The sequence below is a fragment of the Propioniferax innocua genome (genome assembly GCF_006716235.1).
GTDB classification, from domain to species: Bacteria; Actinomycetota; Actinomycetes; order Propionibacteriales; family Propionibacteriaceae; genus Propioniferax; species Propioniferax innocua.
The window spans coordinates 1,259,226-1,283,745 of the sequence record NZ_VFOR01000001.1 but is presented as its reverse complement, the minus strand read 5'-3'; the positions used below and the strand labels follow the sequence as shown (position 1 = coordinate 1,283,745).

Below are 24,520 nucleotides of genomic sequence, written 5' to 3'. Positions count from 1 at the left end.
ATGTTCCTTCGGGGTGGGGGCCCGGTCGGGCGCGTCACTCATGGTTGACCAACTTCCGGTTGTCGGCTTGATGTGGGGTTCTGGTGGAGGCTCGCGTCACCAGACGCGTGGGGAGACGAACCGAGGTGGGGTTTCTTCCGTTGATCACCTCGAGGAGAAGGTCGAACGCGTGCTCGCCGAGTTTCTGCACGTCCTGGGCCACGACGCTCAGGGGCGGATCGGTGAGTGAGAACAGTGGAAGATCGTCGAATCCGACGAGGGAGACGTCCTGACCGACCCGCACGCCACGCGCTTGCAGAGCGCGCAATGCGCCGAGCGTCATGGGGCTGTCTGCGGCGAAGATGGCGTCGACGCCGGCGTCCACGAGTTTTGCTGCCCCTTCGGCGCCCGATCTTTCCTGGAAATCGCCGATATGGATGGTGCTGTCGGGGAGTTCCAGGCCGAGCGATTCGGCGGCGTCACGCACCTGCTGCAGGCGTTCCCGGCCGGTCGAGGTGTGCTGGGGGCCGGCGATGCAGCCGATGCGTCGGTGCCCGCATTCGTGCAGATGCCGGAGCGCCTCGGCGATGCCGTTGCTGGGGTCGGAGGTGACTGAGGGAAGTTTGATTCCCGGTGCCACACGGTCGACGAAGACCATCGGTGTGCCGTCGGCCACCAGATCGTTGAGTCCGCCCTGGCCCTGGCCCTGTGGGGCGATGATCATTCCGTCGACGCGTAGCGAGCGAGTGTTCTGGATGTACCGCTCCTGCTGGTCGAGCTGCTCGTTGGCATTGCCGAGGAGGGTCGAGTAGCCGCTGGCCAGAGCGCGTTGTTCGATGGTGTGGGCGAGTTCGGCGAAGAACGGGTTGCGGACATCGGGGATCAGCAGCCCGACCGTCTGGGTGTGGAGGGAGCGCAGTGACCGCGCATGCAGGTTGATGCGGTATCCCAGACGCGTCGCCGCCTCACGGACGTTCTCCTCAGCCGTCGGTGAGGTGGAGCCTGCCCGGGAGAGGACGCGGGAGGCCGTGCTGACCGAGACGCCGGCTTCGTGGGCGACGTCCTTGATCGTCACGCGTTGGACCCCCATCGGTCCTCCTTGACCTGATTCCGACTTCCGGTGTTTGCCCCAGCATGCGTGGGAACGTTTCCATGGAAACGTTCCCACAAGGGTAGGTCGTCGATTCTGCACTGTCAATGAGCGGCGGCGTACTCTGGTGGTGACCAGTTCAGAGGAGAGACTCAGGGCGTGGGAGGTTTCATGGCTGACGAAGGGCAGGCCGGGTTCTCCGTGGTGAGGACATCGGGGCCGCGGATGCTCGGGGGCGTTCTCCGGCGCGTCGTCACGCTGGCCATCGATGGCGTCAACGGCATGGCTGGAGCCAAATCGGCAGCGGCAGCCGCTCTTGAGCGAACCGGTGACGTCGAGGGGGCGATCGACCAGCTGGTGAACCAGCATGTCGGTATGGGCAGCGCGCAGGGTCTGCTGACCAACATCGGGGGATTCGTCACCATGGCCGTGACCGCACCGGCGAACCTTGCTGGTCTTGCCGTGGTGCAGGCGCGCATGGTGGCTGCCATCGCCCATCTGAGGGGCTATGACGTGGATGATGAGCGCGTTCGCACCGCCATCGCCATGTGCTTGGTGGCTGACGGTCTGGAGCAGACCCTGGCCCGTCGTGATCTGCCCCATTCGCCGATGGTGGTGGCCACCGCCCCGGTCATCGACCCCGATCTGGGTGCCCAGATCTCCGATCGCATCGGGAGTGAACTGCTGACGCGGCTCACCGGCAAGAAACTGGCTCTGGTCTTCCTCGCCAAGCGGGTCCCGGTGGTGGGCGGTGGCGTGGGTGCGGCCTTCGACGGGTGGGACACCTGGACCATCGGGCGCTTCGCCCGTGAGGAGTTGGTGACCCGCCGTCGAGGGTGAGCCACATGTTCGACATCGACATAGACGACCCGGGAACCTGGCCATGCGGAGAGGAACTCCTCCTGGTCAGCCATGCGCTCAGCAGTGCGGCCATGCTGCACTGCTATCGACGTGGGCTGTTCGCCATGCCGCTGGATGGAGTGCGGTTCGCCGATGGGAGCGTGGCCGATGTGATCGGTTGGTTCTCGCCGACGCCACGAGCGACCCTTCCGTTGGACGGGTTGCGGGTGCGCCGATCTTTACGGAAGTCGGCGAAACGCTATCGCGTCAGCGTCGATATGCATTTCGACGCCGTCGTCTCGAGGTGTGCTGACGAACGGCGGGAAGGCGGCTGGATCGACGCCGATTTCGTCGCCTGTTACCAGGAACTGCACGAGTCCGGAGCAGCACATTCGGTGGAGGTATGGGACGCCGCAGATCGACTGGTGGGGGGCCTGTTCGGTGTCAGCGTCGGTGGCCTGTTCGCCGGGGAATCGATGTTCCACGACCCCCGTTATGGGCGTGATGCCTCGAAGGTGGCCTTGATGGCCCTGGTGTCGCTGTTGGAGCCAGGGTCGGGCCGGGTGTTGGACGTGCAGTGGATGACCGATCACCTGGCGTCGATGGGGGCGGTGGATCTTCCCCGTGAGGATTATGTCGATCTTCTCTCCGACGCGGTCCAGCTCACCACGCCGCGTTTCGTGCGTGGTGAGCTGGACGGTTCGGTCTGGAGGGAGCCGTGGGTGCCCCCATCGAGCGGAGATCAGTCTCGGGCTGCGGCCTCCCAGGTCTCCTGATCCTCTTCGAGCCAGTTGTTGACGCGCGTCTGCGACTTCTCTTCGGTGTTGCGGCCACCGCCGCGTGCGCCCATGGGTGCCATGGGTGCCCCGGCGCCCCCGGCGCCACCGATGCCACCGGCGCCACCGACGCCACCGGCGCCGGGAGCGCCGCCGGGGCCGGCCATCGGGCCGACCATGCCGGGGTTCACGATGCCGCGACCCAATGGGCCGGTGGTGAACGAGGTGCCGCGACCGACCACCGGGGAAGCGCCCGCTCCAGAACCGCCGAAGCCGGTTCCCGATCCGCCGGCCAAGGGGCCCTTGATGGCGGCGGTTCCCGGTCCGGTGCTGCTTCCGGAACCGCCGGGGAGGTGTCCCCTGCCCGCAGCATTTCCTGGGCCGGATCCGGGGCCGGAGTTGCCGTGAGCGGTGTTGCCGAATCCGAAACCGCCGACTCGAGTGCCGGCTCCCGATCCGCCGAACGAGGATCCCTGTGCGCCTCGGACTGACGCCGGGTGCCCGCCCATGGCATGGGGCTGCGGGGTCGTCCCCGTTCCTCCGTGTGACATGGCACCTCCGGAGGACAGGGGAGTGAGTCCCGGGACGCCCGGAGTGAGCGTGGGTGCTCCGGCGCCGGGGCCGGTGATCGGATGCGGGGTGCCCACGAGCGGTCCGTTGGGCGAGATCGTTCCCGGCATGGGGCCGGTGGGGGCAGTCGGCGCGCCGGCCTCCACCGTGGTGGGCGGCACCCCGATCTTCTGTGGATCCCGGGGGCCGTCGTGATCGAGATCGACTCCCGGCAGCGTGTCATTGTGGGGGCTGATTGAAGTGTCGGGGCTGATCGAAGTGCCGGGGCTGATCGACGGGTCGGGGTTGCTCACCCCGGGGGGCATGCCTCCCGGAACGGTGGCGTCCGGGCCGAAGGCGCCGGGGACGTCCATCTCGGGGCCGCTCACCTGTGGTCCCGTGTCATTCAGACCGGGGTCATTCAGGCCAGGGTCATTCAGACCGGGGTCATTCAGGCCAGGGCCATTCAGGCCAGGGCCATTCAGACCGGGGCCGTTGGTGCCGGGAAGGTCGGTGTTGGGGCCGCCGGCACCAGGCAGGGCCGCACCGGGCCCGTCACCAAATCCGTTGCCTGCCGAAGCGGGGATGGGGGATGTTCCGGTTGGGCTTCCGCCGGAGGCCGAGGGGGCGACGCTGCTCGGGGCCACGTCGGGGGCAACCCCGGTGGGGGTCTCTGCGGCGTAACGGCCGCCGCGGAAGGAGAACTCCTTGATCTCGGCGGGCTTGAACGCGGCAAGTTGCGCATCGGTGTCACTCGCAGCGGCCTGGACGGCGGATCGCTGGGCGCTGTTGAGTCCCAAGCTCTCCATCGCGTGATCGAACTGGTTGACCTCGGAACTCACCGGGGTGCCGGTGGCGGCGTACTCCGCAGGCATCGCAGCGGCCTGGCTCTGGGCGCGGATCTGCTCCCAGGTGTTCTTCTCGACCTCCCTGACCACCGAGCGTCCGCCGTTCAGAACGTTGTAGGGAGCGTTCTCCTTGGCTTCCTCGTAGGCGTCGTCGTCACCGGTGAAGAACTCATCGAGATGCCCCCAGAGGGACCGCTCGGGGTCGACACGCTCAACCGACCATGCCACGTCCACGTCCCACGGCACGTCATTGCTCGACGCGGTCTCGGCCGCCGAATCGGCTGAACTGGTGATGGGTTTGAGGTTCTCGGCCATCGCCTCGGCACTCTCGGCGTAGGCATCGAGATGGGCCAGCAGGTCGTCGTCCAGCATCGAGCGGAAGGCGTCGGCGCCACGGCCGCTCCATCCCTCGGTGCCGAGCAGGGAGTCGAGTCGTTCCCGGATGAGCCGTGCCACGTCCTGGGCCGCTGACGCGGTTTCACGCCACGCGGTCTCGCTGTCGCTCAGCGAGGTGCGCGCAACCGAACCGATCCGAGCCAGACCCTGACGCTGGGTGTAGGAGGTGTCGAGGTTGCCCTCGGGTGTGCACACCATCGACATGGGTGCGGTGGTCGTCGACTCAGGCATCGGCGGCGTCCTCTCCGTTCAGGGCACCGGCCACCTTCTCGGCATTGGCGCGGTTGAGTTCCTCGGTGTCTGCGTAGAGCCGGGAGAGTTCGTTGGTGCCGTCCACCAATTCGTCGGCGCGGTTGCGCAGCCGGTCGAGGTTGCCGATGGCCGCAGTGAGTGCTGTGGCGTGAGCATCGCCTGCGGTCTTGGACGATCCATGGATGCCGAAATCCTCCGGCTTGATCCCCAACGTCTCCATGCGGTCATGGAGTGACTGGATCTCGGACTTCATCTCCGCGAGGAATGTCGCGAACTGCTTGATCTGACCTGGGTCGACTGTGATGGAGCTCTGCACCGACGGCTGCGATGAGGAGCCTCCTCCGTCGGCCATCTGCATCTGCGTCGCGTGGACCACCGTGCCTCCTGGATCCGCTTGCATCGAACGCCTGGTGGCGCACGTGTGCGGGCGATTTGCCTGTGCCTCATTCAAGCAATGGAGCCGTGGCCCATGGCACATCGCAGGTCGCGGAAGATTCCACTGCCCGATCCGGAAATGTCCGCTGCCCGTGGGGTGGCTTCGGCGCGAAATCTCCGTAATGTCCCTGCCAGATCACCCCGTGGGGCCCCGAGCCCGCCAGGGGCCCGCTCAACACAGGAGGAAATCATGACCAACCAGGCTCACTCCTCATCCGACCTCAAGAAGTCGGGAGAAGTCGTCGAGCAGACCTGCCGCGACATCACTGCCGTTCGTACGCAGCTCACCAGTGAGGTTCAGACCCTCATGACCGGATGGAAGGGCGACGCCGCTCGCGCTTACCTGCAGTCCTACAAGAAGTTTGACGAAGAGTTCGCTCAGGTGCTCGTCAAGTTGGACGAGTTCCACGGCAAGCTCGTCGACACCAACATCCAGTACGACCGCAATGAGGCTGAGCAGGTCGAGGCCGCCAACGCCGTGGCCGCGATCATCAACTCCGCGAAGTGACCTCCAAGACACGACTTCTAGAGAAAGAGACTGAGCATGAGCGATCAGGTTGTCGTTGGAAGCAGCTACCTCAACGAAGCTGCGAATGACCTCCGCATGGCCAAGGAGAAGATGGTTGGCCTGCGTGACGATATGAAGCAGAACCTCCAGACCTACACCGCCTCCTGGGATGGCCCCGCCAAGACGGCCTACCAGGGAGTCCTCACCGAGTGGGACCAGTCGATCAACGACATGGAGACCATCATCCAGACGCTGAGCACGACCGTTTCCACCATCGGCGGAAACTACACCCACACCGAGCGCTCCATCGAGGGCCAGTGGTGAACCACTGACGCCACCGCGTCCGAAGCGGCGTGACCCCACCGGGGGTCACGCCGCTTCGTCGTTCCGTGCCAACTGTTTCTGTCTTCTGCGGGGTCCGCGCTTTTGCTGAGTGGTTGCTTCCGTTGTCGAGAGGCCAGTGCCGTGGGATTTGTCGGCGCACGGAGCGCTTCACGGCCGACGCCTGTCTGAAGCGGATCGCTCAGCTTCCGCGCAGTGCAGCGTCGATCGACAAAGACTGACCCGGTTCCAGCCCCTCGGGGATGAGGCGCAGGACCTGTGCGGAAACCGCTGTGGCCTCGACCTCGCCGTAACCCAGAGCCGCACGGGCCTCCATGTCGGCGATGCCATAGCGACGGCCGTTGGTCACCAGGGTGCCGGGGTCGGCGGTGCCGACCGAGGAATCCACGCGCAGGATCGCCCCGTGCAGGCTCGGCATGAGCACCAGATCCGCCACATTGGGATCCGGGTTCTGCTCGCTGGCTGTCGGTGCCGGTCCATTGGCCTCGATGAGCGGCTCACCCGAGCCGTCGGGCCACACGGCACACATCGAGGCGTTCTCCATGTCGTCCACCGCCGGACGCCGGGGGAGCCCGGCAGGCAGGCCATCGGCGCCACTGCGGGGATGCTCCGGGTCGATGGCGGCGCGAGCCTCCGCAGCGGTGACACCCACTGATTCAGCACCCTCGCTCACCTCGAGAACAGCGGCCTCCAGAGCCGAGATCTCACTCAGCCCGCCTTCGCGCAGGATGTAGTGCACTGGGGTCTGGCCACCTTCCACATGCACCAGATCTCCCACCGTGGTTGCCTTGCCGGGCACCGGCGCGCGGCTCGGCCCACCCTGACCGGGCACCACCAGCGGCTCGAGTTCGGGGCCCTGCGGCAAGGATCGCAGCCAGGCGTTGCCCGGCGTCACCGACTGTTCGCCGAACCCCAGATGGATCGCCAAGGCATGATCGGGCATCGGGTAGGCGACGCCGCCACTGACGAGGTATTCCTCGTTCAGGCTGCTGCCCTCGGCGCGGGCGACGAAATCGATGGAATCGGCTGGGACGCCGCCCTGGCCGAGCTCGAGCGTCGTGAAGCGTGACCCGTGCCCTTCCTTCGGGGGAACCGAACAGACCCGCAGGGGAGTGGCGCCCATGTCCTTCTCCGGCGGAAGCTCCGAGGGAGCCTTGGGGATCCCGATCGTGCTCTCGCGCGGGAAACCGGCCAAGGACTTGGACTTCACCGTCTTCACCTTGTCGGCTCCACCGGCGGCCAATCGGGCCGAGGTGATGTTGTACGAGGGATACAGCTTGTCCTGCAGGTAGACCATCACCTGGCCCGAGCCGGAATCGATGACGATCGTCTTGTCCTGCTGCCATGCAGTGGAGTTGCCCGGGCGGATCAGCCCGACGACCCCGAACCCCGCGAGGATCAGCACGCTCAACAACACGCCGATGAAGGTGCCGATACGGATCCTGCGCAGCGGGGGGTGTTGATCGTCGGGATTCCTGTTGACCAGCGCCGACACCATGCGTTGGCTGAAGAAGGAGTGTGCCTTCAACAGGTCCTTGCGCGAGGCCATCCAGGCTCCTTCGGGGGTGTGGTCGACAGGCGGGTGGGCAGCGTTCGTCGGGGCCGCCGGAGAGCGAAGACCCGGAACGGTCCGGACCCATTATGTCCATCGGTGTGGATAGGCTGGGCCCGGTCCACTCGCAGTTGACCATGGATGGCGTCACGGCGCCAGTCCGCCAGCCGAGATCGCCACAGGAGTCTTCCAGGAGGACGCGTGAGTCAAGCAGCCGAGCTGATGCCGCCGCGTCCGTGGATCTTCCGACACACGATCGGCCTGCTGGTGGTGGAAGCCGCCGTGCTCATGGCTGCGGTCTATTTCTTCGCCCGTTCATGGATCGGTTTCGGGCTGGGCATCCTGGTCCTGGCGGTGACCCTGCTGTTCGCACTGCCACTCGCCTCGGGACGCTCCATGGTGCATGTGCTGCGTCGACGGTGGGCCTACGGCCAGCGTCGGCCACGCGCCGATGCGCCCACGGGTCGGCTGCAGCCATTGGCCGAATGGGTGCCGCACCTCCATGTGACCCCCACGCAGACCGGACGCGGCGAGCCGCTGGGCATGGTCTTCGATGGTGACGCATGGGTCGCTGCACTCGCCGTCGTGGAGGACGACGATCTGATCGCCGACACCGGTGCGACACTGCGGCTGCAGGACCTCGATGAGCTGACCGTGGTGGACGACATCGTCTTCGACGGGCTCCAGGTCATCACGCATTTCGCCGGAGCGCCGGCGACACGGGTTTTGGGCGACCAGGCGCAGGTCGTGGCGGCCTACCGTGAACTCGGCAATCCCGTACCTCCTGCGGTGTGTTCGACATGGATCGCCGTGCGACTGGACCCACGACGCTGCCTGCCGGCCGTGACACGTCGGGGGCCTTCCAACCACGAGGTGGGCCCGGAGGGGCCGATGGCCGCGCTGCGGTTCGGCGTGCACCGGGTGCAGTCCCAATTGAAACTTCGCGGCCTCACCACGCGACTTGTGGACGACGAGGAGATCACCGATGTTCTCGCCCGGTGCATCGGCGCGGTCGACGAGATCCGTCCGGCACAGGAGCCGGCCTCGGATGAGGACTGGGAGATCTGGTCCTGTGACGGGTTCGAGCATGCGGTCATGACGGTTCGTGACTGGGGTGATGACCCCGATCTGGGTCACGCGACGCTGTTGGCCCTGTCCATGCAGGCCTCAGCGCTGTGGGGAGTGGTGGCCTACACCGTCAGCCACGGGCGGGACGCCACCGGGGCGGTCCGGCTCGTCGACTCCGACGCAGACCGCGTCATCGACGTGCTCGACGCCGTGTGCGACTCCGCCGAGGAGGCCGGAGTCTCCTTCGAATCCCCCGGTGGCATGGCTGTTCCCGGCATGCTGGGAACCGTGCCCCTGGGCCGGGGGTGGTCGGTGTGAGCGTTCTTGGACCTTCCGGGCTGGTACTTGGCCAGGGCCCACGTGGCCCGGTCACGATCCGGCTGTTCCGGCCCCACGGAACACGCATCGTCCTGGGGGCACCCGAATACGTCTCATGGTTGGTGGTGTATCGCGCGGCCGCGCTCGGCGTGCACATCAGCGTCACCGGTGACGCCGAGCCGTGGCGGTCCCTGTTGGATCGGCTCCGGCACACCGGCGTCAGCGTCGATCACGGGCCGCAGATTCCCGATTCGGGCCTTCCTTACCGGCCTTCGCTGGTGTTGGGGGATCTGCCACCACAGCTGGGGCCATGGCAGGCTCACCTCGGGGTGGCCTCCCCGGAGGAATCACCGGCCCCGTTCCGGGCCGCCGATCTCGCCCTCGTCACCCCCGACGAGGAGGGCGCTGCGAACCTGCGTCGGGCGTTCTTCCTGACCGGGGGCCAGACGCGCGCGGCGTCGACCCTCAGTGAGAACCAGGTGGCGGTTGTCAGCGCTCACCGGCTCGTGCGGGCCACCGTGCGCCCCGCACCGCTGGAGTACCGGGCGCTGTTCGGCTGACGCCGGGTGTGGCCGGTGCCGGGCGAGGCCGACTCACCCCTTGGAAGAGCCTGCAGCGATCCGATGCAGCAGACGCGCCTGCGCCGCGGCCTCGTTCGTGACCTGTTCGGAGACCGGGGTCAGGGTGGCCGCGAGCGCCAGTTTCTTCATCTCGCGCACCGCGGGTGCGGGGGCTTCGAGCAGGGCAGCGACCACCTGGTCGGTCGTGGCGGCGAGGTCCTGACGAGGTACCGCGAGTGAGGCCAGCCCCGATCCCACCGCTTCCTGAGCCTCGACGAAGCGTCCGGTCAGGCAGATCTCGAGCGCCCGCGAATAACCCACGGTCTGGGTGAGCGGGGCGGTGCCGCCCAGATCGGGGATCATGCCCAGTGACACCTCGCGCATGGCGAAGTGCACGTCATCGGAGACCACTCGCAGGTCGGCTCCGAGCGCCAGCTGGAACCCTGCTCCGATGGCATGCCCCTGGACGGCCGCCACCACGATCGCGTCGGTCTCGCGCCACGCGGTGAAACCGCGCTGGTACTCGGCGATCAACTCGGCGAACTCGGTCTCGGATGCCTTCGCCTTCTGCATGAGGTTCACCTCGCCCTCCATGCCATCGGCTCGGAACATGTCGAGGTGAAGTCCTGCGGAGAAGTCATTGCCCTCGGCGTCGATGATCACCACGCGGATGTCCGGGTCGAGGGTTCGGGCGACCTCGCCCAGCGCCTTCCACAGGGAAGGGGTCTGTGCGTTGCGTTGGGCGGGGTTGGCGAGGGTGACGCGCAGCACGGCGTCCTCGCGGTGGATCTTCAGTGACCTGTGTTCGACCATGCGGGCATTGAAGCACGCGGTGGCCGATCGGCGACAGCGTCCGAGCAGTGATCGTGTCAGCCGGCCAGGCCGAACGCCCACCCGTACAGGTTGATGACCGCGAGCGCGAGGGGGATCAGTGACATGATGGCGAGCCATTCGAAGATGTCGCCCCAGCGTCCCCAGACCGGCGACAGGATCTTGGCGTAGAGCGTGGCGGAGTAACTGGTGAGGAGGGCTCCGGCGCCGAGCACGAGTATGGTCCCGAGCACCACCTGGCCCATGGGGGGCAGCGTGAGAAGAAGCCGACTCAGGCCCATGAGGGTGACGATGCTTCCGCCGGTCAGCAGAGCAAGACGCGTGGGGCGGGACAGGAACGAGCGGGCGCGCAGCAGCAGTGCGATGCCGGCGGCGAGGATGAACGCCGTCGGAGGCCAGCCGGATCCGCTGAGCACGACCACCGATGACAGCGTCACCGCGGCCACGCCCGTACCCAACGCCAGACCTGCGAGGAAACGGTCCGATGCGATGGCGCGTTCGACGATGTCGGCCTGCACCGGCTGGCGGTCGGCCATCAGGGCATCGGCGGTGGTGGGGAGATTGGGCATGGCGACCTTGGCCAGCGAGAAACTCCACCCCGGGAGAGCCGGAGTCAGCACCAGCACCACTGTCAGGCCGATGGTGCTGGATGCGAGAAACCACTCGGGTTGCAGCGTCGAGATGATCGCGACCACGGTCACCACCGCTGCGGCCATGGCCACGCCCATGAGTTCGTAGGCGGTCACCTGCGTACCCAGAGCGGTGCCCGTTGCGGCGAACAGGACGGCAGTCGCAGCAGTCAGCATTGCGATGGGCGTCGCCGAGACCGGAAGAGCCAATGGTGCGAAGATCGTGGCTCCGGCGACACCGGCCAGGGCGACCCCGCTCCAGGCCAGAACGCCGGAGACCGGTCGGAGACCGAGAGTTCGCGCCAGCAGGATCGAGACGAAACTGCACACGGCCGACAGGGCCAACACGCCCGCCGAGACCGCGACGCTGTGGGCCAGGACGGCCGCAGCCCCCGGGAACCCGATCAACAGCACCGCGAGTGCGACGAGACCGAAGCGTTGGCCGTCCTCATTGCTCCAGGCCGGCTGCGATGACGTACCGGTGGAGATGCCGTCGACCACGTCATCGAAGGCCGCGTCGGGCATGGTCGCCTCACGGTGGCGCAGGTGCAGCGTCTCCCCGTCGGAGATCCCCAGATCGGCGACCTGGACGAACGGATCGAACGGGTCCTCGCCTATGCGCTGGATGACCCACTGTTGGAGAGCGTCGGTGCCGGCGCCCTGCCCGGCGAAGCGCACGATGGAGGGGAGGAGCTCGGCGAGGGTCGTGTTGCCCGGGAGCGCGAGGTCGATGCGTCGACTCGTGGAGATGATGGTCACACGAGCGATATCGGTTGTCGCGGTCACGGTCTGTGAGCTCCCCTCGTCATCCGGTCGAGCACCGGTATGGCCGCCCTTCGTCCCCGGTGTGCCCCGGGGATCGCTGCATGCGAGCAGCCTAGTGCTCAGGGGCTGTAGTGTCCTCATCGTGGCCACCAAGGAGTTCACCCGGCCCCGCCGTGCCGACGGGCCGAAAATGCCTCGTGGAGACGTACTTCTGGAGTCTCCGCCGGAGATCCCACCCGCAAAATCGGGAGGAAACTTCCGGAATGTTCTGATGATGCTGCCCATGCTCGCGGGGGCCGGCGCCATGGCGATGATGATGACCTCCGGCGGCGGTGGTCGTGGCCCTCTCGGGGCGGTGATGGGGGGCATGTACGGCATCTCGATGCTCGGCATGATGGTGACCCAGATGGGCCGCGGCAACGATGAGCAGGCCCAACAGCTCGACATGGAGCGGCGCAACTACTTCCGCTACCTGGGCCAGATGCGTGAACGGGTCCGTGAGACCGCCGATGAGCAGCGCAAGGCCACCATGTGGATCCACCCGGATCCCGACGGACTGTGGGCGATCGCCGGAACCCGACGCATGTGGGAGCGGCGTGTCGCCGATGACGACTTCGCCTCCATCCGGGTGGCCCTCGGGCAGCAGGCATTCGTGCAGCGCATCATGCCGCCCGAATCCAAGCCGATCGACGATCTGGAGCCTCTCACCGTCGGTGCCCTGCGTCGTTTCATGGCGACGCACCGGCGCGTGCCGACCATGCCGATCTCAGTGGATGTGCGCTCCTACGAACGCGTCATCATCACCGGCGACGCCGATCGCGCACGACGCCTTGGCTACGCCATGGTGACCCAACTCGCCACATGGCACGCTCCCTCGGACCTGCGCCTGCTGTTCTGCATCGACCGGGATCGGGCCGACGCGTGGGAGTGGGCCAAATGGCTTCCGCACACACAGCATCCCGACAGGCTGGATGGTCTCGGCACGGCGCGGCTCATCGCCACTGACTCCGCGGAGCTGGGGCGGCTTGCCGAAGGTGCCACCGGCACGATGAAGGAGGACCCTCCAGCGCAGGTCGTGGTCGTCGGCGATGGCATCGAGGGGCTCAACGTGGCACAGTTCGCGGGCCCGAACACCCGGGCCACGAGCATCCACATCAGCGAGGGGGACGCGCCGCGACGCATCAACGCCCGCACCGTCGTCCTGCACGTCAACGAGGCCGGTCACCTGACGGTGCATCTGCGTCGTGAAACGGGGGTGCGTGCCTCCGACATCGGGCCGGCGGATCAGATTCCGATGGTGAGCGCCGAGATGGCGGCCCGCGCTCTGGCGGGATGGCGCATGCCCGACAAGGTGACCGAGACCGACGACGGCCCCGCCGAAGAGACCGTGACCGTCGAGGAGCCCAAGGACTGGCCGACCCAGCTCGGCGTCCCCGATCCGACCGCTGTGGACACCAATCAGGCGTGGCGACCGCGCTCACTCCATGACCGCCTTCGAATCAGCATCGGAAACTCGCCCACGGGGCAGCCGGTGGAGCTGGACATCAAGGAAGCCGCCATGAACGGCATGGGGCCGCACGGCCTGTGCATCGGCGCCACGGGTTCGGGCAAGTCGGAGTTCCTGCGCACGCTGGTGCTTGGGCTCGCCATGACCCATCCGCCAGATCAGCTCAACTACGTGCTCGTGGACTTCAAGGGTGGTGCCACCTTCGCGGGGCTCGACGAGCTGCCGCACACCTCGGCGGTCATCACCAACCTCGAAGGCGAGTTGTCGCTGGTGGACCGTATGCAGGACGCCATCGGTGGTGAGCTGGACCGGCGCATGGAGGTGCTGGCCCAGGCGAACGCGGCGCTGAAGAACCGGGACATCAAGAACCGCGAGGAGTATGAGGCGGCGCGGCAGGACGGGGCAGACCTCGAGCCCATGCCGAGCCTGTTCATCGTCGTCGACGAGTTCTCCGAGCTGCTCACCGCGCGCCCCGAGTTCATCGACCTGTTCATCCAGATCGGCCGTATCGGCCGTTCGATCGGCGTCCACCTGCTCCTTGCCTCACAGCGTCTGGAAGAAGGCAAGCTGCGAGGACTGGACACCTTCTTGTCATACCGCGTTGCCCTGCGCACGTTCTCGGCTGCAGAATCTCGTACCGTCATCGGCGTCCCCGACGCCTACGAGCTGCCCAGCGCCCCCGGCAACGGCTACCTGAAATACGACACATCCTCGATGGCACAGTTCAAGGCCGCGTACGTCTCGGGGCCCTGGAAGCCGACGGCGCCATCGACGCGCGCCCAACCGCACCGCTTCACCGAGGACTTGGACGAGCCCTCGGGCGAGAGCACCTGGGTTCCGCCCGTGCTGGAGTTCACCGCCGGATATCAGCCGGAGGTGGAACCACCCGAGCCTGAACTGCTCGAGCCCGTCGCGCCGACTGACCGTACCGGCATCCCGGAGCTTGACGCTGCTCTCGCCGAAGCCGATCGCGGGGCCGCTCAACAATCCGCCGCCTCTCGACGTCCTTCTCGCGCAGATGATGATGCCGAGGAGGAGACGCTGCTCTCGATGGTCGTCGGGCAGCTTGTGGGGCAGGGCTGGCCTGCCCACAAGGTGTGGCTGCCGCCGTTGGATGATCCCTTGTCGATGGACCGACTGCTTCAGGAGACCCTTGGAGAAGGCGGGCGACTCACCACAGGTCCACGCGGGTTGAACGTGGTGGACAACCGTGTTCAGGGCCGCCTGAGTGCGCCCGTTGCGCTGGTGGACCGGCCTCGCCAGCAGCGTCGCGATCCGTTGTGGCTGGATTACTCCGGGGCCGGTGGCAACCTTGCAGTGGCAGGTGGGCCCCAGGCCGGCAAGTCGACGGGGCTCCGTGCATCCATCGCCGGGATGGCATTGACGCACACCCCGGCGGAGGTGGGGTTCTACGTCCTCGACTTCGGGGGTGGCGCCATGATGTCCCTGCGTGATCTGCCGCATGTGGGCTCGGTCTGTGGTCGTCTCGATGTGGATCGTGTGAAGCGCACAGTGGCGGAGTTCACCTCCCTGCTCGCACAGCGGGAGGAGGCTTTCCTGGAACTTGGCGTGGAATCGATGCGCGCCTACAGACGCGGACGGGCTGATGGGTCGATCCCGCCGGATCGTTTTCCAGCTGATGTGTTCCTGGTGGTGGATGGATGGCAGACGATCAAGGACGAGTTCATGGATCTCGATCCGAGCATCACACAGATCGCGCAGCGGGGACTGGGTTTTGGCCTGCACGTATGGGTCAGCGTCAACAAGTGGCAGGAACTGCGTATGGCCATCAGGGACCAGTTCCAGTCGCGGCTCGAGCTCAAGTTGGGCGACGCCTTCGATTCGGAGTTCAACCGTAAGTGGCAGGCCAATGTGCCCGCTGGGCGCCCGGGGCGGGGTATCAACCCCGAGGGGTTGCACATGCTCGTGGGTATTCCCCGCGCTGACGGCTCCGATGATGTCGAATCCCTGGCCGATGGGGTGAAGGACTTCGTGGCGAGCTCCAAACAGGCCTGGCAGGGTCCGAAGGCCGCAGGGGTGCGGATGCTGCCGCACGACCTCGCACCGTCGGAGCTGCCGCCCATCACATGGGACGAGAACGACAAGTCGATCCCGATCGCCATCGACGAACTCCAACTCGAACCGGTCTGGTTCGATACGGCCGCAGAGCCGCACATGGTGCTCTACGGTGCGCCGGAGTCAGGCAAATCCACGGTGATCCGCACGGTCCTTCAAGGCATCGCAGCGCGCTACACGCCCGATGAGGCACGTGTGTTCCTGCTCGACTACCGGCGTTCGCACCTGGGGCTGCTGCCTGATGACATGCTGTTGTCCTACGCAGCGTCCGAAGCCGCTGCGAAGCAGGTCGGCAGCGACCTTGGCGAGGCTCTTCGCAGTCGACTTCCGGGAGCCGACGTGAGCCAGCAGGCGTTGCGGGACCGATCCTGGTGGTCGGGTATGGACGTGTTCGTGGTGGCCGACGACTACGAGCTCGTCGCCACCGGAATGGGCAACCCGTTGCAACCTTTGTTCGATCTGGTCTCCCAGGCCCGTGACATCGGTCTGCACATCATCCTTGCTCGTGGCATGGGAGGTGCGGGACGCGCAGGATTCAGCGATCAGATCATCTCCCGCATGCGGGACCAGCAGTCTCCCGGTCTGATCATGTCCGGTTCCAAGGAAGAGGGCGCGCTTCTTGGTGGCGTCAAGCCCTCACCTCTGCCGCCCGGCCGCGGCACGTGGGTGACCAGACACGGCAACGTGCTGATCCAGACGGTCAACACCCCCGATCCAGAAGCCTGACGCCAGAAGCCTGACCCGGGAGATGGGTCTCAGGGACGGGCTCGGCGTCGCGAAGGGACCGCTGCTCAGCGGTCGCGTCGGGCGCGGAGGGCCATCACCGTGCCGAGACCGAGCGTGACGATTCCGGCGACGCCGAGGGCGAATCCCACCGAGAGATTGCGAGCCAGGTGGTTCGGCTCGGGACGATCATGGGGGTGGGGCGCGAGTTGTGGCGGTTCGGGGGACTGCTCGGCGGCCGGAGCCAACGCCGGAAGGTCGCTCATGGCTCGACCGGGGTTGACAACGCCGTAGCCGAGCTGAGGGTCAGGGACCGCCCCGGCAGGTGGGTCCGCGCTTTCCTGCAGACGCTTGCGCACGTCAGGAGGCGTCAGCGAGGGGTCGTCCTCCAACATCAGGGCCACCGTTCCACTGACGATCGGTGTGGCGAACGAGGTGCCCGTCGCCTGCTCCCACGACTGCCCGCCACCGGACGGGTTCGCGGCCAGGACGTCGACGCCCGGGGCAGCCACCGTCACCTCCAGATCGGGGTGGGACTGTGAGGACTCGTGCGCGACGTCATTGCTGTCAGTCATGCCGACGGCGATGACGCCGGGGTAGGAGGCCGGGTAGGGAGCCGGCCCCTCACCGCCCTGGTTCCCGGCGGCGGCCACCACCACGATCCCGGCGTCGACCGCGCGCGTGATGGCGTCCTGATAGGCGACGGTGTCCGTGCCCTGCTGGCTGATGTTGATGATGTCGACGTCCATCTCGATCGCGCGGTCGATCGCGGCGATCGTCGGAGTCAGGGGCTCTCCCTGCTGTCCGGACTCGTTCGGGTCGGCACTGGCGCTGGTGAGCACACGCATGCCGATCACCTTGGCCCGTGGAGCGACACCGCGGAACGACGTGGACCCATCCTCGGGTGTCTGACCGGCGATGAGGGAAGCCACCTGGGTGCCGTGCTGACAGTTGATGTCCTCGGCCGGACCGGCGAAGTCGAGGCTTTCGGCCACCACACCCTCCAACACCGGATTGTCGGAGTCGTCGATCCCGGTATCGAGCACAGCGATCGTGATCCCCTCCCCGGAGGCCGTCAGCGCGGGGGAGTCGAGGTCGAGTCGGTCGACCTGCCAGGCGGGTGCCGGCTCGAAGGGCTCGTAGTCGGTGCAGGTGGACGCGTCGAACGGGCCTTCGGCCGCCTGCGCCGGAGTCGGGACCGCCAGGGCAGGCCCACACGCAAGTGCTGCGACGGTTCCGGCGGCCAGAGCGCGGCGGGCATGGCAATTCACGGCTCAAACCATACCGGCCGCGGCATGACGGATCACTCGTCCATTCGGCGGACGCGTCACACCGGCTCGGTGGGGAACACCCGCTAGCCTGTATTCGATTCAGGCTGTTTCCGGCTGTTTTCCGAAGTGGTGGAAACAGTGGGGTTCATGTGGCCGTGACGTGAGAGGGGCGAGTGTGGGGAAAGCTGACGCGACCAGCGGTGGCCGTTGGCGGTTGCTGACGCCTCTGGAGCATCAGGGCGTTCCGTGGCATCGGCGTCCGATGCTCGGGTACCTGTTGTGCTTCATCGCCACCGTCATCGGGTCCCTCACCGCGTTCCTGGGCCCCTCGGTGGTGACGCTGCAGCTGGGCCCCCGCCAGAACCTGCTGCCGCCCTGGTACCTGCCGGTGGATCTCAGCAACCAGCCCAATGAATGGCTCGTGGTGTCGATGGGGGTCACCGCGGTGCTGGTGGGATGCGTCGGCGCAGTGATCTGGCTGCGTGCGTTGCGTCATGGTTGGCAGCCCGAGATCCGACGCATGGCGCTGTTCTGTGCCGGGATGATCGTGGCGGCCTCGGTGGTCCCACCCATGACCTCCGCCGACTCCCTGATGTATGCCGCCTACGGTCGGATCCAACTCATCGGCATGGATCCCTATTCGATCACCCCGGCTGAGTTGTTCCGCCAGCAGTGGGACCCGATCGTGCGTTGGTCGGAACGTCCGTGGCAGGACACCCCAAGCGTCTACGGCCCCATTCTCATGGGCTCGATGTGGCTGGCCAACCGCCTGGCGGGCTCCAACATGCACGACGTCATCTTCTACTTCCAGATGCAGACGATGATCGGCATGCTCCTCTGCGTCGGGGGCCTGTTGTGGATGGCGCGCAGTGACAAGAAGGTGCAGGCGCGCGTCCTGGCCATCGCATCGTGCCAGCCGATGGTCTGGGCCGTCGTGGTGGGTGCCCACAACGAGGCGGTCATCATGGCCTTCGTGGTGGGCGGCCTCATCATCATGAGGCGTACCGCGTTCGGTGCGGGATTCATGGTGGGTCTCGCCTGTGCGGGCAAGGCCACCGCCGGCATCTACGGCCTGGCGATGGTGTGGGCCTACCGCCGTGAACCCAAGAGGCTGCTGGCCTTCCTCGTGGGCGCCGGAATCCCGACCGTGCTCGCCTACATCGTGATCTACCCCCAGGCGCTGGAGCTGGCGATCAAGAACGCCAGCTACGTGGCGGGCAACTCGTGGGCCCGCCCCTTCGCGCTCATGCTCGATCCGCTGCTGACCCCGACCCGCTCGCAGGCCTTCCTGAACGTCTTCGGCTGGGCCCTCACGATCCTCATCACCTGGATGTTGAGCCGTCTGCTGCCCTGGAAGGCCGCTCCGGGGTTGGCCGAGGGAGTGGATCCGCGTACCGATCCGCTGACGATCGCCTGCCGTACCGCGGTCACCATCGCTGCGGGATGGACGATCTCGTCGTTGTACTCGTTGCCGTGGTACGACCTCCTCACGTTCGTGCCGCTGGCCTTCGTCGGAGCCACCATGCTCGACTGGGTGCTCATCTGGCGCGTCGTGCTGCTCAACGCGGTCTACGTGCCCGGACGTGTGGTGATCTACGGTGATGTGATGCGACACGTCGCCCAACGCAGCCGAGAGATCGTGGGAGCCACAGGTTCGGCCCTCATCATCGCAACCGTCGTGCTCTGGTGGCACCGCGCAAGCCTGCAGGGTGGTTCGTACAGCACCGCGCCGGTGCCCGAGGGGTTCGGAAGCAAACCAGAACGCAAACGGGCCGGTGATGCACCCGGCTCGGTGACGGCGACCGAAGGAGCGGCTTCATGACAGGTCCGATCGGATATCTCGGCCCGGCCGGGACCTTCGCCCATCAGGCACTGCAGTCGACCGGTGCGACGCACGGGCGTCCCTTTCCCTCGGTCATCACGGCTCTCGACGCCGTTCGTGACGGAACGGTCGAGGCGTCCCTGGTGCCGATCGAGAACTCGGTCGAAGGCGGTGTCTCGTCGACATTGGACGAACTCACGCACTCAGAGACGCCGCTCATGATCACCTCCGAGGTGACCCTCCCGGTCCAGTTCAGCCTGGTTGCGCGGGCTCCGATGGACCTTTTGGATGTGCGCAGCGTGGCCACGCACCCACACGCGTCCGCGCAATGCCGCCGGTGGCTCACCGAGAACCTGCCGAACGCCAAGGTGTATGACGCTGCCTCCACGGCGGCCGCAGCGGCGGAAGTGGCGTCCTCCGGCCGTTATGACGCCGCCATCTGCGCCTCGGTGGCCGGCGACATGCATGACCTTGTGCATCTGGCCGACGGCATCGCGGACAACCGCGACGCCACCACCCGCTTCGTCGTGGTCTCTCCTTTGGGGACGCCGTCGGAACCGACCGGCTACGACAAGACCACCGTGGTGGCATTCATCCACACCGACCGCCCCGGGGCGCTGCTTCACACGCTGCAGCAGTTCGCTGCTCGGGGCGTCAACCTCACCCGGCTTGAATCACGCCCGACGCGGACGACGCTGGGAACCTACTGCTTCTCGATGGACTTCGAGGGCCACATCGCGCAGGCACGCGTCGCTGAAACGCTGATGGGTTTGAAACGGACGTGTCGTGACGTGGTGTTCCTCGGCTCGTACCCGACGGCCCAGCGCGTGGCCCCGCAGGTGGATGCAGGCTTCTCCGAGGAGGACTTCGGGGCGGCACGCACGTGGCTGAACGGGTTGTTGGGGTCATGAAACCCCCCTCCACGACATCGGTGGTGGCGATCGGAGGCTCGATCGTCGCGTTCACGGTGTGGACGGTGTTGGTTCTGGGAGGAACCCTCGAGCCGCTGGATGAAGCCGTTGCGATCCCGGCAGCCGAGTACACCTCGGCGCTTGGGCAGATCGCAGCAGCCTTCGCGCTGGTCACGTGGCCCGGTGTCATCTACGTACTGGTGGCCGTGGCCGGGTGGTGGTTGCGAAAGCGACGTCTGCTGTACCTCGGGCTCGCGATGTGGGTCTCCATCGTGATCGGATGGGGCGGCCATCTGCTCATCAAGATGCTCGTTCGACGCCCGCGACCCGACGGGGCGATGGACGTGCTCACCACATCCGGGTGGGCCTACCCCTCGGGGCATCTGACGGCGATCACCGTCGGTGGGTGTATGGCCCTCGCAGCCACCATCGTGACGCGTCAGGGCCGCGTCATGCGGCATGGCGTGTGGTTCGCCGCGGTGGGCCTGACCGTGGTGGTGGGCCTCGACCGTTGGTTGATGGGCGCCCACTGGTTCTCCGATATCGTGGGTGGATTCATATGGGGAGCCGCGGCATCCGCGATCGCTCTGGTGTCCTGCCGTGTCCGCGTGCTGCCGAAGGACTACTTTGCGCTCGGGCCCGAATCGAGAGATGCGGACGAGGCCATCGCCGGACCGCCCAAGCGGTGCGCCATCGTGTACAACCCGGTGAAGGTCGAAGACCTGGACACCTTCCGGCGTCATGTGGCCCATGAGTTGGAGACGCACGGTTGGCAGGCGCCGATCTGGCTGGAGACCACCGCAGACGACCCGGGCCATGCGATGGCGCAGAAAGCGCTGGAGCTCGAGGTGGACCTCGTGATGGCCGCAGGTGGAGATGGCACGGTCCGGGTCGTCTGCGAGGAACTCGCCGACACCGGGGTGCCGTTCGCCGTCATCCCCGCGGGCACTGGAAACCTGCTCGCCCGGAACCTGCAGATCCCCCTCGATGAACAGTCCGCTCTGCGAGTGGCGTTGGAGGGAACACCGACACCGATGGATCTTGTGGAGATCGTCATCGACGAGGAACACCGCTATGTCTCCGGCGTCATGGCCGGAGTGGGTATCGACGCGGTCATCATGGACCGTACCGATGCCGACCTCAAACGTGCAGTCGGCTCTGCTGCGTACTTCGTCGCCGCGGCTCAGAACGTCGACCATCCACCGCTGCCGGTCACCATCATCATCGACGATGACGAACCGGTGACGCGAGAAGCGATGCTCGTTCTCGTCGGCAATGTGGGCATGCTGCAGGGTGGCATCCAGATCATCCCCGACGCTCAAGCCGATGACGGTTATCTCGATCTCCTCGTGGCCTCGCCCACCTCGGCGGTCGATTTGTTGCGCATGACGCGCAAGGTCCTCACCCGTGTTGGTGACGAGGAGAACCTTGAGTATGTGCGGGCGCGGCGGGTCCGGATCGAAGCCGGTCGGGCCGAGCAGTTCCAGCTCGATGGCGATACAGAGGGGGAGGCTCGTGTGGTCGATGCCACCGTCATGCCCGGTGCCCTCACACTCATGAAGCCGTCCTGAGCATCGTGACCATCTGATGGGGAGCGCGACGCCCGATCGCGGCGGGGGCTAGGCTGGCGGGGTGATCGACCCCAAGTTGTTGCGTGCGAACCCCGATACCGTCCGCGGATGGCTGAGCGCTCGTGGCGCCGACACCGCACTCGTCGACGAACTGCTGGACGCCGACGCCCAACGGCGCGAGAAGCTGTCCGAGTTCGAGGCGAAACGTTCCGAGCAGAAGGGCCTCGGCAAACAGGTCGCCCAGGCGTCGGGTGAGGAGAAGTCCGAGCTGCTGGCGCGCACGAAGTCGCTTGCGGCCGAGGTCAAGGCCGCCAATGAGGCGGCGAACGCCGCGGGCGAGCGGTTCGATGAGTTGATGAAGCGCATGCCCAACCAGGTGCTCGATCAGGTCCCGCGCGGTGGGGAAGAGGACTTCGTCACCCTCGAGACGATCGGCGAACCCCGCGACTTCGCAGCCGAAGGGTTTGAGCCACGAGACCATGTGGAACTGGGTGAGATGCTCGGTGCGATCGACCTTGAGCGTGGAGCGAAGGTCTCCGGATCACGGTTCTATTTCCTCACCGGAGTGGGGGCGAGGCTGGAGTTCGCTCTCCTGAACCATGCGATGGCCAAGGCGACCGAGTGGGGCTTCACGCAGATGATCCCCCCGGCATTGGTCCGTCCGCAGGCCATGGAGGGGACCGGTTACCTCGGCCAGGGTGACGCCGACGACGTGTATCACCTGCCCGCCGACGACCTGTATCTCGTGGGCACCTCCGAGGTTGCGTTGGCCGCTTATCACGGGGGTGAGATCCTCGAGGCGGAGACACTCCCACGCCACTACGCGGCGTTCTCGCCCTGTTATCGACGCGAAGCCGGTTCACACGGCAAGGACACCCGAGGTATCTTCCGTGTGCATTGGTTCGACAAGGTCGAGATGTTCGTTCACTGCGACCCCGCCGATGCAGAAGCCGAACATGAACGACTCCTGGGCTTTGAGAAGGACTTCATCTCTTCGCTCGAACTGCCGTTCCGCGTCATCGACGTGGCGTCGGGAGATCTGGGTATGTCTGCGGCCCGGAAATTCGACTGCGAAGCCTGGCTGCCGTCCCAGCAGCGTTACCGTGAGATCACCTCGACCTCGAACTGCACCGAGTTCCAGGCCCGACGGATGCAGATCCGCGGCCGATTCGACGATGGCGTCCGACCGATCGCGACGCTCAACGGAACCCTGTGTGCGATGACGCGCATGATAATCATGGTGCTGGAGAACCACCAGCAGGCCGATGGCTCGGTCCACGTCCCCGCAGTGCTGCAGCCCTACCTCGGCCTCGAACGGCTGGAACCGGTTGTATGAACCACGCGGACGCAGCCGTTGGTGGAGCGTCGGGGGATGACATGACCTGGGAGTCGTGGAAGCCGAAGCTGGTGGCGTTGGACATAGACGGGACGCTCGTCGACCACGACGGTTACCTTCCGCACGAGATCCACGCCGCCGTGCACCGCATCCTTGACGCCGGGGCCCGTGTCGTGCTCGCCACGGGGCGGGCCTGGGCCGGGACGAAGATCGTGTTCGACGCCCTGGACCTTCCACCGGGGCCGGCGGTGGCGTCGAATGGTGCCGTGGTGGTGCAGTATCCACCGATGGAGATCATCTGTGAGGTGACGTTCGAACCGGCAGATGTGATCGACCGGATCACCGAGATGGCGCCTCGCGCGTTGATCGGGATCGAGGAACCCGGCGTCGGATATCGCGTCACCGGAGAGTTCCCCGAAGGGGATCTGTCGGGTCGAGTGACCGTCGTTCCGCGTGAGGAGCTACGTGAGCTTCCGGCCACGCGCGTCATCGTCCGCGACCCCAACAGCACCGAGCCGGATTTCATGGTGCTGGCCCGGCAGCTGGGTCTGCACGGCGTCAACTATTTCATCGGTCATTCGGCGTGGCTCGACATCGCACCAGAGGGGGTTCACAAGGCCACCGGTCTGGCTCGGGTCTGCGCCGATCTCGGGATCGACCGTGATGATGTGCTCGCGATGGGTGATGGCCGCAACGACATCGAGATGCTGCAATGGGCTGGACGTGGAGTCGCCATCGGCGATGCTCCGGCAGAGGTGCGGGTCGTTGCCGACCACGTCACCGGGCGCTTCGCTGATGGCGGCACGGTGAGGGAACTGGATCGCTGGTTCAGGCGGCCTGACGCTGCGTCTGCGGATTGAGCACCTGCTGGGCGGCGGTGAGGACCTTGCGCAGTGAGGGCTTCACCTTGACCTGGCGTGGCTTGGGGGAGGTGCGTTCCTGGCGGTGACGCCGCAGGTGACGCTTGATCGTGGAGAGTGAGCACCCCATGCGCTGCGCCAACATCTCGAGGCTCTCGTGCGGGTTGGCCATGCGCAGCCGAACGACCTCGTCGTGGTCGACCTGACGGTTCTGGGTGAAGGCACCCGCCAGACTGTCCATGTTGTCGGGCGTGACTTTCCAGCCGAGGGCTCGACGGATCTTCAACCGCTGCTTTTCGGTGGTGCCGGCGACGAAACCGGCCACATCGTGATCGACGACAGCGGTGTACAAGCACTCGTTCTGCAGCGGGCAGGCTCCGCAGATCTTCGCCGCCTGGCTGGTCAACTTCATGGTGGCGCGACGTTCAGCCGTGTTCAGTGAAGTGGGCGGATCCTCGAGGAGAACATTCTGGAAGATGTCGGTGCGCTGAACGCAGCCTCGGGCAGTCGCATCGGCCTGCAGCGTGGGGATCGTCATTCCTTCTCTCCATGGTCGTTCCCAGCGTGACTGTTCTCAGCGTGACTGGGGGGCGTCTCCGTCTTGTCTGGGGCTTACGACGAAGAGAAGAGAGGAAAGGTTCCCGACATCTCGAAAAAAGTCGAGGAAATTCCATGATGCCTGACGCCGGGTTCATCTCCGGCAGA

Annotated in this window: 20 protein-coding genes; 12 read left to right on the top strand and 8 right to left on the bottom strand. The window is 66.3% G+C overall.

Going from position 1 to position 24,520, the window contains the following annotated elements; translation table 11 throughout:
* Positions 1 to 34 precede the first annotated feature (34 nt).
* Positions 35 to 1,069, bottom strand: coding sequence for a LacI family DNA-binding transcriptional regulator (locus tag FB460_RS06045; protein WP_142093134.1), 1,035 nt, complete (start codon positions 1,067 to 1,069; stop codon positions 35 to 37).
* Positions 1,070 to 1,240: 171 nt separating this feature from the next.
* On the opposite strand from FB460_RS06045, the gene FB460_RS06040 reads away from it, so the two are divergent.
* A complete protein-coding gene (locus FB460_RS06040) occupies positions 1,241 to 1,909 on the top strand; it encodes an EcsC family protein (protein ID WP_142093133.1) in 669 nt (222 codons plus the stop codon).
* 5 nt (positions 1,910 to 1,914) lie between these two features.
* Entirely contained in the window at positions 1,915 to 2,685 is a 771-nt protein-coding gene (gene aat / locus FB460_RS06035) for a leucyl/phenylalanyl-tRNA--protein transferase (protein ID WP_142093132.1), read from the top strand.
* On the opposite strand, the gene FB460_RS06030 is transcribed toward aat, so the two are convergent.
* Entirely contained in the window at positions 2,652 to 4,709 is a 2,058-nt protein-coding gene (locus FB460_RS06030) for a hypothetical protein (protein WP_142093131.1), read from the bottom strand. The genes aat and FB460_RS06030 overlap by 34 nt on opposite strands.
* Entirely contained in the window at positions 4,702 to 5,106 is a 405-nt protein-coding gene (locus FB460_RS06025) for a hypothetical protein (protein ID WP_142093130.1), read from the bottom strand. Before FB460_RS06025 ends, FB460_RS06030 begins: the two co-directional genes overlap by 8 nt.
* A gap of 249 nt (positions 5,107 to 5,355) precedes the next feature.
* On the opposite strand from FB460_RS06025, the gene FB460_RS06020 reads away from it, so the two are divergent.
* Complete coding sequence (locus FB460_RS06020) at positions 5,356 to 5,673, top strand: WXG100 family type VII secretion target (RefSeq protein ID WP_170209967.1); 318 nt, start codon at positions 5,356 to 5,358, stop codon at positions 5,671 to 5,673.
* 36 nt (positions 5,674 to 5,709) lie between these two features.
* Complete coding sequence (locus tag FB460_RS06015) at positions 5,710 to 5,997, top strand: WXG100 family type VII secretion target (RefSeq protein ID WP_142093128.1); 288 nt, start codon at positions 5,710 to 5,712, stop codon at positions 5,995 to 5,997.
* A 199-nt stretch (positions 5,998 to 6,196) separates the two neighbouring features.
* Here FB460_RS06015 and eccB read toward each other — a convergent pair whose 3' ends face one another.
* Positions 6,197 to 7,564, bottom strand: coding sequence for a type VII secretion protein EccB (gene eccB, locus FB460_RS06010; protein WP_142093127.1), 1,368 nt, complete (start codon positions 7,562 to 7,564; stop codon positions 6,197 to 6,199).
* A gap of 204 nt (positions 7,565 to 7,768) precedes the next feature.
* On the opposite strand from eccB, the gene FB460_RS06005 reads away from it, so the two are divergent.
* Positions 7,769 to 8,953, top strand: a complete 1,185-nt coding sequence (locus tag FB460_RS06005) for a type VII secretion protein EccE (protein WP_170209966.1) — start codon at positions 7,769 to 7,771, stop codon at positions 8,951 to 8,953.
* Positions 8,950 to 9,513 (top strand): hypothetical protein, encoded by a 564-nt coding sequence (locus tag FB460_RS06000; protein ID WP_142093125.1) that lies wholly within the window; start codon positions 8,950 to 8,952, stop codon positions 9,511 to 9,513. Before FB460_RS06005 ends, FB460_RS06000 begins: the two co-directional genes overlap by 4 nt.
* A 33-nt stretch (positions 9,514 to 9,546) precedes the next feature.
* Here the strand turns inward: FB460_RS06000 and FB460_RS05995 are convergent, their stop codons facing one another.
* Complete coding sequence (locus FB460_RS05995) at positions 9,547 to 10,326, bottom strand: enoyl-CoA hydratase/isomerase family protein (protein ID WP_142093124.1); 780 nt, start codon at positions 10,324 to 10,326, stop codon at positions 9,547 to 9,549.
* Positions 10,327 to 10,382: 56 nt separating this feature from the next.
* Positions 10,383 to 11,759, bottom strand: coding sequence for a type VII secretion integral membrane protein EccD (gene eccD, locus FB460_RS05990; protein WP_170209965.1), 1,377 nt, complete (start codon positions 11,757 to 11,759; stop codon positions 10,383 to 10,385).
* A gap of 121 nt (positions 11,760 to 11,880) precedes the next feature.
* On the opposite strand from eccD, the gene eccCa reads away from it, so the two are divergent.
* A complete protein-coding gene (gene eccCa / locus FB460_RS05985) occupies positions 11,881 to 16,047 on the top strand; it encodes a type VII secretion protein EccCa (protein WP_246044253.1) in 4,167 nt (1,388 codons plus the stop codon).
* A 65-nt stretch (positions 16,048 to 16,112) separates the two neighbouring features.
* Here eccCa and FB460_RS05980 read toward each other — a convergent pair whose 3' ends face one another.
* A complete protein-coding gene (locus FB460_RS05980; protein WP_142093121.1) occupies positions 16,113 to 17,315 on the bottom strand; it encodes a S8 family serine peptidase in 1,203 nt (400 codons plus the stop codon).
* A gap of 175 nt (positions 17,316 to 17,490) precedes the next feature.
* On the opposite strand from FB460_RS05980, the gene FB460_RS05975 reads away from it, so the two are divergent.
* From FB460_RS05975 to FB460_RS05955, 5 genes are all read left to right on the top strand, one after another.
* Positions 17,491 to 19,137 carry an MptA/MptB family glycosyltransferase gene (locus FB460_RS05975; RefSeq protein WP_142093120.1) on the top strand — a complete coding sequence of 549 codons (1,647 nt, stop codon included), beginning with the start codon at positions 17,491 to 17,493 and terminating at the stop codon, positions 19,135 to 19,137.
* Positions 19,134 to 20,048 (top strand): prephenate dehydratase, encoded by a 915-nt coding sequence (pheA, locus tag FB460_RS05970; protein WP_142093119.1) that lies wholly within the window; start codon positions 19,134 to 19,136, stop codon positions 20,046 to 20,048. The genes FB460_RS05975 and pheA overlap by 4 nt, the downstream gene beginning before the upstream one ends.
* Positions 20,045 to 21,619 (top strand): bifunctional phosphatase PAP2/diacylglycerol kinase family protein, encoded by a 1,575-nt coding sequence (locus FB460_RS05965; protein WP_142093118.1) that lies wholly within the window; start codon positions 20,045 to 20,047, stop codon positions 21,617 to 21,619. Before pheA ends, FB460_RS05965 begins: the two co-directional genes overlap by 4 nt.
* A 61-nt stretch (positions 21,620 to 21,680) precedes the next feature.
* Positions 21,681 to 22,955, top strand: coding sequence for a serine--tRNA ligase (gene serS / locus FB460_RS05960; protein WP_142093117.1), 1,275 nt, complete (start codon positions 21,681 to 21,683; stop codon positions 22,953 to 22,955).
* 68 nt (positions 22,956 to 23,023) lie between these two features.
* Entirely contained in the window at positions 23,024 to 23,815 is a 792-nt protein-coding gene (locus FB460_RS05955) for an HAD family hydrolase (RefSeq protein ID WP_142093390.1), read from the top strand.
* Here the strand turns inward: FB460_RS05955 and FB460_RS05950 are convergent.
* Positions 23,784 to 24,353, bottom strand: a complete 570-nt coding sequence (locus FB460_RS05950; protein WP_142093116.1) for a WhiB family transcriptional regulator — start codon at positions 24,351 to 24,353, stop codon at positions 23,784 to 23,786. The genes FB460_RS05955 and FB460_RS05950 overlap by 32 nt on opposite strands.
* Between the last annotated feature and the right edge of the window lie 167 nt (positions 24,354 to 24,520).